Genomic DNA, 7,918 nt, shown 5'->3' on the forward strand with positions numbered 1-7,918 from the left:
CGCGGCGAAGCGCGGAAGAAGCGCGGTGCGAACGCAAGCGCGGAAGACGGCCACTGCGCTGGCCGATGCACCATCGGCGGAAATCCGTGCACGCAAATGAAAAAGCGCTGTTGGATTCCGTCCAACAGCGCTTTGGGGTCCGGGCACTTTGTGCCTCGATTGTCTCCTCGTTCTCCACCTGCAAATTCGTTTCGCGGTGCATCAGAACTGAGACGAAGATTAAATTACCTTTCACACTGCGACAACTTAGCATTTACCCCTATGGTGCATCGCCGCACGAAAATGGGGCACCAGCCGACCGCGCGGCGCCGGCCCGAGCACGCTGCGACGCCCTTCCGGAACATGCCCGATGGTGCTTCGCATCAACGCCCGGTGACGCGCGCCGCACACTTTCAGGACGCCCTGAGCGGCTTGATCCGCGCGACCATTTCGCCGACGATCCCGCGCCGGAACGCGAGCACGCACGTGATGAAGATCAGCCCCGTGACGATCGTCGCCGATTCGCCGAGTGAATGGAACCAGCCGATGCCGGTCGTCGATGCGAGCCATTCGCCGATGTCGCCGAGCCGGTCTTCCAGTGCAACGATCAGCGCCGCTCCCAGCAGCGGGCCAAACAGCGTGCCCATCCCGCCGACGAGCGTCATCAGTACGACGAGGCCCGACATCGTCCAGTACGCGTCCGACAGCGTCTCGAAGCCGAGCACGAGCACCTTCAGCGAACCGGCCAGCCCCGCGATGCCCGCCGACAGGATGAACGCGAGCAGCTTGAAGCGGTCGGTGTCGTAGCCGAGCGAGATCGCGCGCGCTTCGTTCTCCTTGATCGCGACGAGCACCTGGCCGAACGGCGAATGCACGACCCGCACGATGAATGCGCACGCAGCCACCACCACGGCCAGCACGACGTAGTACAGCGCGACGTCGTTCGACAGGTCGAGCAGCCCGAACAGGTGGCCGCGCGGCACGCCCTGCAGGCCGTCCTCGCCGTGCGTGAACGGCGCCTGCAGGTAGATGAAGTAGACCATCTGCGCGAACGCGAGCGTGATCATCGCGAAATAGATGCCCTGCCGCCGGATCGCGAACAGCCCGACGACGAGCCCGAGCAGCGTCGCGGCAACGGTACCGACGAGCACGCCGAGCTCCGGCGTGAACCCGAGCGTCTGCATCGAATAACCGGTCGCATAGCCGGCGGTCGCGAGGAACATCGCATGGCCGAACGACAGCAGCCCCGTATAGCCGATCAGCAGGTTGAACGCGGCCGCGAACAGCGCGAACGTGAGCACCTTCATCACGAACACCGGGTACGCGCCGATGAACGGCGCGGCGAGCAGTGCGGCGAGCAGCACGCCGTAGAGCACTTTTCTCTGCATCATTTTTCCTTGCCGAAGAGGCCCGCCGGGCGGAACAGCAGCACGATCGCCATGATCACGAACACGACGGTGGCCGATGCTTCGGGATAGAACACGCGCGTGAAGCCTTCGATCACGCCGAGCAGCAGGCCAGTGACGATCGAGCCGAGGATCGAGCCCATCCCGCCGATCACGACCACCGCGAACACGGTGATGATCATCGGCTGGCCCATCAGCGGCGACACCTGGATCACCGGCGCGGCCAGCACGCCCGCGAACGCGGCGAGCGCGACGCCGAAGCCGTAGGTGAGCGTGATCATCATCGGCACGTTCACGCCGAACGCCTCGACGAGCTTCGGGTTCTCGGTGCCCGCGCGCAGGTACGCGCCGAGGCGCGTCTTCTCGATCACGAACCAGGTCGCGAGACACACCGCGAGCGATGCGACGACCACCCACGCGCGGTAGTTCGGCAGGAACATGAAGCCGAGGTTGGTCGCGCCGGACAGCTGCGACGGCACGTCGTACGGCTGGCCCGACGATCCGTAGATCGACCGGAACACGCCTTCGACGACCAGCGTGAGCCCGAACGTGAGCAGCAGCCCGTACAGGTGATCGAGCTTGTAGAGCCAGCGCAGCATCGAGCGCTCGATCACGATCCCGAACGCGCCGACCACCAGCGGCGCGATCACGAGCATCGCCCAGTACGGCAGCCCGAAATACGACAGGCCCATCCACGCGAGCATCGCGCCCAGCATGAACAGCGCGCCGTGCGCGAAGTTGATCACGTTGAGCAGCCCGAAGATCACCGCGAGCCCGAGGCTCAGGATCGCGTAGAACGAGCCGTTGACGAGCCCGAGCAGCAACTGGCTCAGCATCGCCGGCAACGGAATGCCAAAGATTTCCATCGACTTAGCCGTCAGAATGAGTTTCGTTGCGCACGCAACCTTTGTGCGTCGCGTACGCGGGCGGCGCAGCGGGCACATCGCTGCAGCCGCCACCGAGCGGCGCGCCCGCGCGCGCCGCTACGCCCTGCTTACTTCCACAACGCGCAGCGCGTCTCCTGCTTGGTCCCGAACGCCTGTTCGCCCGGAATCGTCGCGAGCACCTTGTAGTAATCCCACGGCTCCTTCGATTCCGACGGCTTCTTCACTTCCATCAGGTACATGTCGTGGATCATGCTGCCGTCCGTGCGGATGTAGCCCTTTGCGTAGAAGTCGTTGATCTTGATCTTCTTCAGCTCGGCCATCACCTTGTCGGAGTCGGTCGTGCCGGCGGCCTGCACCGCCTTCAGGTAGGTCGTCACCGACGAGTAGTCGGCTGCCTGCAGGCTCGACGGCATCTTCTTCATCTTGCCGAAGTAGCGCTGCGCCCACTGGCGCGACGCCGCATCGCGGTTCCAGTACCAGCTGTCGGTCAGCACGAGGCCCTGCGTCGTCTCGAGGCCGAGGCTGTGCACGTCGTCGATGAACATCAGCAGTGCGGCGAGCTTCATCGACTTCGTGATGCCGAATTCCTTCGCGGCCTTGATCGAGTTGATCGTGTCGCCGCCCGCGTTCGCGAGGCCGAGGATCTGTGCTTTCGACGATTGCGCCTGCAACAGGAACGACGAGAAATCCGACGCGGACAGCGGGTGGCGCACCGCGCCGAGCACCTGGCCGCCGTTCGCCTTCACGACATCCGACGTGTTCTTCTCGAGTGCCTTGCCGAACGCGTAGTCGGCGGTCAGGAAGAACCACGTCTTGCCGCCCTGCTTCACCACCGCCGAACCGGTGCCCTTCGCGAGCGCCATCGTGTCGTATGCGTAGTGGACCGTGTACGGCGTGCACTGCTCGTTGGTCAGCGTGTCGGCGCCAGCGCCGATGTTGATGTAGACCTTCTTCTTCTCGCCCGCGACCTGGTTCATCGACAGCGCGGTGGCGGAGTTCGTGCCGCCGACCAGCAGGTCAAGCCCGCCGCGGTCCATCCATTCGCGCGCCTTCGACGCGGCGATGTCGGCCTTGTTCTGGTGATCGGCATAGACGACCTCGATCGGCTTGCCGAGCACCTTGCCGCCGAAATCGGCAACTGCCATGCGGATCGCTTCGAGGCCGCCCTGCCCGTCGATATCCGCGTAAAGCCCCGACATGTCGGTGATGAAGCCGATCTTCACGGTATCCGCGGCCTGCGCGGCGCCGGCGGTGAACGCGGCAGTCGCGAGCGCGAGACAGGCGTGTGCGAGGGTCTTCATTTTCATTGACGTCTCCTGTTGTTCTGATGCGTTGTGGTTGTTCGAAGCCGCCACGGCTAGCGGCAAGAGAGACGGGGCGGCGTCACACCCCGAGCAGGTCGTGCAGGGTCGGCATCTTGCTTTCCAGTTCGGCCGCCTGGAAATGTTCGACGATGCTGCCGTGCTCCATCACGTAGAACCGGTCGGCGAGCGGCGCGGCGAAGCGGAAATTTTGTTCGACCATCACGATCGTGTAGCCGCGTGCCTTCAGCGCGACGATCATCCGCGCGAGCGTCTGCACGATCACCGGTGCGAGGCCTTCAGAGATCTCGTCGAGCAGCAGCAGGTTCGCGCCGGTGCGCAGGATCCGCGCGACCGCGAGCATCTGCTGCTCGCCGCCGGACAATCGCGTGCCCTGGCTCTGCCGGCGCGACGCGAGGTTCGGGAACATCGTGTAGATCTCGTCGATCGACATCGCGTGGTCGCGCGGCCCGATCGGCGGCGGCAGCATCAGGTTCTCCTCGCACGACAGGCTCGAGAAGATCCCGCGCTCCTCCGGGCAGTAGCCGACGCCGAAATGCGCGATGCGGTGCGTCGCGAGGCCGATCGTCTCGTTGCCCGCGACCTTGATCGACCCGCTGCGGCGGCCCGTGAGGCCCATGATCGCGCGCAGCGTCGTCGTGCGGCCCGCGCCGTTGCGGCCGAGCAGCGTGACGACCTCGCCGCGATGCACCGTCAGGTCGACACCGTGCAATATGTGGGATTCCCCGTACCAGGCCTCCAGGCCCGTGATCTCCAGCGCGGGCGTACCGCTTTCGACGCCGCTCAATTCGCGTTCCTCCCGTTCGCTGTGCTTCATGCGTGCGCCCCCGCGAGCGCCGCGTCGGCGCTGCCCATGTAGGCCTCGATGACGAGCGGATTCTTCGACACTTCCGCATACGAGCCTTCGGCCAGCACCTCGCCGCGTTGCAGGACGGTGATCGTGTCGGAGATGCCCGCGATCACGTTCATGTTGTGCTCCACCATCAGGATCGTGCGGCCGCTCGCGACCTTCTTGATCAGCGCGGTCACGCGGTCGACGTCCTCGTGGCCCATCCCCTGCGTGGGCTCGTCGAGCAGCATCAGTTCGGGCTCCATCGCAAGCGTGGTCGCAATCTCCAGCGCGCGCTTGCGGCCGTATGCGAGCTCGACGGTCGGCACCTGCGCGAAATCGGTGAGGCCGACCTGCGTGAGCAGATCCATCGCGCGATCGTCGAGCCGCTTCAGCGTGCGTTCGCTGCGCCAGAAATGGAATTCGGTGCCGAGCGCGCGCTGCAGGCCGATGCGCACGTTCTGCAGCGCGGTCAGGTGCGGGAACACGGCCGAGATCTGGAACGAGCGGATGATGCCGCGCCGCGCCACCTGCGCGGGCCGCTCGTCGGTGATGTCGATCCCGTTGAAGACGATCTGGCCGGCTGTCGGCGTCAGGAACTTGGTGAGGAGGTTGAAGCAGGTGGTCTTGCCCGCGCCGTTCGGTCCGATCAACGCATGGATCGCACCGCGACGCACACGCAGGTTCACGCCGTTGACGGCCGTGAAGCCCCTGAATTCCTTGGTCAGTCCGCGTGTTTCCAGAATCGTGTCGCCGAGAATCATGTTCCCTTCCGTACGAAGTCAGGCGAAGCACCGGGAAAGTTCGCGAGAAGCGTCCGCGAAACAGGTCAGCGGATGAGCGGGCTGCCCCGGGCGCCGTGTTACGCCTCGAGGGTGGTCTCCCGCGCCGACGCGTATGCACACTGCGCCACATTGTCTCGCCGTTGGTGCAGTGCAATCATCGGGATTTGCACTTATAGGGCTGGTCGCCATGTCGCGCGCGGCTGTGCACGGTTTTTCACCCTGTTTTTTTGACACGTGCATCATCATCCGTTGGCCATTCGCACGGCCCGGCACGCACGCAACAAAAAAGCCGTGCGGCTGCACGGCTTGCATGGATCTTGCCGGCTAACCGATGCAATCGACGCCATCGGCACCGGTTCTGCAACGGCAGCTTGTTTCGCATAGCGAATCAGCGGGCGTCATCATGACGGCCCGCTGTCGTGCGTGCCAGCGTTCCGTCACGCGGCCGTCACTGCGGCCTCGGTGCGCACCGGCGTCGCTTCGCGCGCCGCGCGGCGATCGGCACGGATCATGTCGCTCGCGCGTTCGGCGATCATCAGCGTCGGCGAATTGGTATTGCCCGATGTAATGAACGGCATCACCGACGCATCGACGATCCGCAGCCCGGCGATGCCGCGCACGCGCAACCGGCTGTCGACCACCGCGCGCTCATCGTCGGCACGCCCCATCCGGCAGGTGCCGACCGGGTGGAAGATCGTCGTGCCGACCGCGCCGGCCGCCTCGATCAGCTCGGCTTCGCTCCGGTACTGCAGGCCCGGCAGGATTTCCTCGGGACGATAGCGTGCGAGCGCCGGCGCGGACGCGATCCGGCGCGTGAGGCGCAGCGCGTTCGCGGCAACGTGGCGATCGTGGTCGGTCGACAGGTAGTTCGGCGCGATCGCGGGTGCTGCGCCCGGATCGGCGCTCGCGATATGCACGCTGCCGCGCGACGTCGGCCGCAGATGGCACACGGACGCCGTAAACGCATTGAAGCTGTGCAGCGGCTCGCCGAAGCGTTCGAGCGACAGCGGCTGCACGTGATATTCGAGATCGGGGCGCGTGAGGGCGGGATCGTCGGGATCGGATTTCGCGAACGCGCCGAGCTGCGACGGCGCCATCGACATCGGCCCGCGCTGCAGCAACGCATATTCGGCGCCGATCATCAGCTTGCCCCACCAGTGCGCGGACAGTGTGTTGAGCGTGCGCACGCCTTCGACGCGAAACGCCATCCGCAATTGCAGGTGATCCTGCAGGTTTTCGCCGACGCCCGGCAGATCCTGCACGACGTCGATACCGAGCGCCTGGAGCCGCTGGCCATCGCCGATGCCCGACAGTTCGAGCAGCTGCGGCGAATTCACGGCGCCGGACGTCAGCAGCACCTCCGAGCGCGCCCGTGCAACGTAGTCGGTGCCGCCTCCGCGATACTCGACGCCCACCGCGCGCCGCCCGTCGAAGATCACGCGCTGCGCCTGCGCGCCGGTGATCACGGTCAGGTTCGGGCGCGCCATCGCGGGCCGCAGGAACGCCTTCGACGTATTCCAGCGCACGCCGCGCTTCTGGTTCACCTCGAAATAACCGACCCCGGTGTTGTCGCCGCGGTTGAAATCGTCGGTTGCCGGGATGCCCGTCTGCTGCGCGGCCTGCGCGAACGATTCGAGGATCTCCCAGCGCAGCCGCTGCTTCTCGACACGCCAGTAGCCACCCGCGCCGTGCGCGTCGCTCGCGCCCGCATGGTGATCCTCGCTGCGCTTGAAGATCGGCAGCACGCTGTCCCACGCCCAGCCGGCGTCGCCGGTTTCCTGCGCCCAGCTGTCGTAATCCTCGCGCTGGCCGCGCATGTAGATCATCCCGTTGATCGACGAGCAGCCGCCGAGCACGCGGCCGCGCGGATACGACAGCGCACGGCCGTTGAGCGCCGCTTCGGGTTGCGTCTTGTACAGCCAGTCGGTGCGCGGGTTGCCGATGCAATACAGATAGCCGACCGGGATGTGGATCCAGTGATAGTCGTCCTTGCCGCCCGCTTCGAGCAGCAGCACGTGGATGTCGGGATCTTCGGTCAGGCGGTTCGCGAGCACGCAGCCCGCGGTGCCCGCGCCGACGATCACGTAATCGAATTCGCCTTCTAGCGTGCGTTGAGTCGTCATCGTTTGTCTCCTGTCGGCCCGAGTTAGTGCTTCAGCACTTACTCGGGCCCCATGGCGTGGTTGGTTGGAGTTGGCGCTTCAGCGCTTACTCCAACCCCACGGCGGTCGGCCCGAGTTGGCGCTTTAGCGCTTACTCGGATCCCATGGTGTGGTTGGTAAGAGTCAGCGCTTCCGCGCTTACTCCTACCCCACGGCGGTCGGCCCGCATCAGCGCTTTTGTGCTGACGCGAATCCCATCCCAATCTCATTGTTGTCCGCCACGCGGCGCAATCCCGCGCGTCATTTCCAGCATAGTGCGTCGCCGGCCGCGCTTGCGGCCCGGCGCCACGACCGATGAAGCGTACTCCGGCAGCCGCCCGCCGATCCAATGAGTTATGCTGAACTGCGTTATAAGCTGCGCTCATATCACGACGATGGATCTCACCCTGCTCCGCGCGTTCGCGACGGTCGCGCGCGAAGGCAACCTGACGCGCGCCGCCGTACACCTGCACCTGACACAGCCGGCCGTCAGCCTGCAGATCAAGCATCTGCAGGAAACGCTCGGCGTCACGCTGTTTACCCGCACGTCGCGCGGGCTCGCGCTCACG

7 protein-coding genes are annotated in these 7,918 nt (G+C 65.6%); 1 reads left to right on the forward strand and 6 read right to left on the reverse strand.

Annotation, left to right across the window (positions count from 1 at the left end; genetic code table 11):
- Nucleotides 1-392: 392 nt before the first annotated feature.
- From JYJ84_RS05945 to JYJ84_RS05970, 6 genes are all read right to left on the reverse strand, one after another.
- Complete coding sequence (locus tag JYJ84_RS05945) at nucleotides 393-1,367, reverse strand: branched-chain amino acid ABC transporter permease (RefSeq protein WP_174960253.1); 975 nt, start codon at nucleotides 1,365-1,367, stop codon at nucleotides 393-395.
- Entirely contained in the window at nucleotides 1,367-2,251 is an 885-nt protein-coding gene (locus JYJ84_RS05950) for a branched-chain amino acid ABC transporter permease (RefSeq protein ID WP_122944059.1), read from the reverse strand. The genes JYJ84_RS05945 and JYJ84_RS05950 overlap by 1 nt, the downstream gene beginning before the upstream one ends.
- A gap of 128 nt (nucleotides 2,252-2,379) precedes the next feature.
- A complete protein-coding gene (locus JYJ84_RS05955) occupies nucleotides 2,380-3,579 on the reverse strand; it encodes an ABC transporter substrate-binding protein (protein ID WP_122944058.1) in 1,200 nt (399 codons plus the stop codon).
- Between the two features lie 76 nt (nucleotides 3,580-3,655).
- Nucleotides 3,656-4,411: an ABC transporter ATP-binding protein gene (locus JYJ84_RS05960; RefSeq protein WP_122944057.1), complete on the reverse strand. Its 756-nt coding sequence runs from the start codon at nucleotides 4,409-4,411 to the stop codon at nucleotides 3,656-3,658.
- Nucleotides 4,408-5,187: an ABC transporter ATP-binding protein gene (locus JYJ84_RS05965; protein ID WP_021160426.1), complete on the reverse strand. Its 780-nt coding sequence runs from the start codon at nucleotides 5,185-5,187 to the stop codon at nucleotides 4,408-4,410. The genes JYJ84_RS05960 and JYJ84_RS05965 overlap by 4 nt, the downstream gene beginning before the upstream one ends.
- Nucleotides 5,188-5,645: 458 nt before the next feature.
- Complete coding sequence (locus JYJ84_RS05970) at nucleotides 5,646-7,331, reverse strand: GMC family oxidoreductase (RefSeq protein ID WP_175222250.1); 1,686 nt, start codon at nucleotides 7,329-7,331, stop codon at nucleotides 5,646-5,648.
- A 413-nt stretch (nucleotides 7,332-7,744) separates the two neighbouring features.
- Between JYJ84_RS05970 and JYJ84_RS05975 the strand changes: the two genes are divergently transcribed.
- Nucleotides 7,745-7,918 (forward strand): LysR family transcriptional regulator (locus JYJ84_RS05975; RefSeq protein WP_205183133.1); only part of this gene is annotated, 174 nt, incomplete at its 3' end.

This window comes from Burkholderia sp. LMG 13014 (genome assembly GCF_905232215.1).
Classification (GTDB): domain Bacteria; phylum Pseudomonadota; class Gammaproteobacteria; order Burkholderiales; family Burkholderiaceae; genus Burkholderia.